Raw genomic sequence first — 353 nt, forward strand, 5'->3', positions numbered from 1 at the left:
ATCGCCTCCGAGGAGGCCGAGGCCGACCTCGTCCCCTCGCACCCGATCGACATCCCGGTCGCGCACCCGACCGCGATCGCGCGCGCCGCGGACATGATCCTGAAGGCCAAGCGCCCGCTGATCATGCTGGGCGCCGCCGCGAGCCGCCCCCGCGCCACCGGCGAGCTCGGCGGCTTCGTGCAGCGCACCGGCATCCCGTTCTTCACCACCCAGATGGGCAAGGGCACGGTGGCGGGCGGGACCGACCTCTACATGGGCACCGCGGCCCTCTCCGAGCGCGACTACGTCCACGAGGCGATCGACAAGGCCGACCTGATCATCGCCATCGGCCACGACACGATCGAGAAGCCGCC

General features: G+C 72.0%; 1 pseudogene. It reads left to right on the plus strand.

The features are described from left to right. Positions 1-353: pseudogene (locus tag ACLBYB_RS32865) on the plus strand (acetolactate synthase large subunit); the annotation flags it as partial.

Source organism: Methylobacterium sp. D54C, assembly GCF_053345595.1.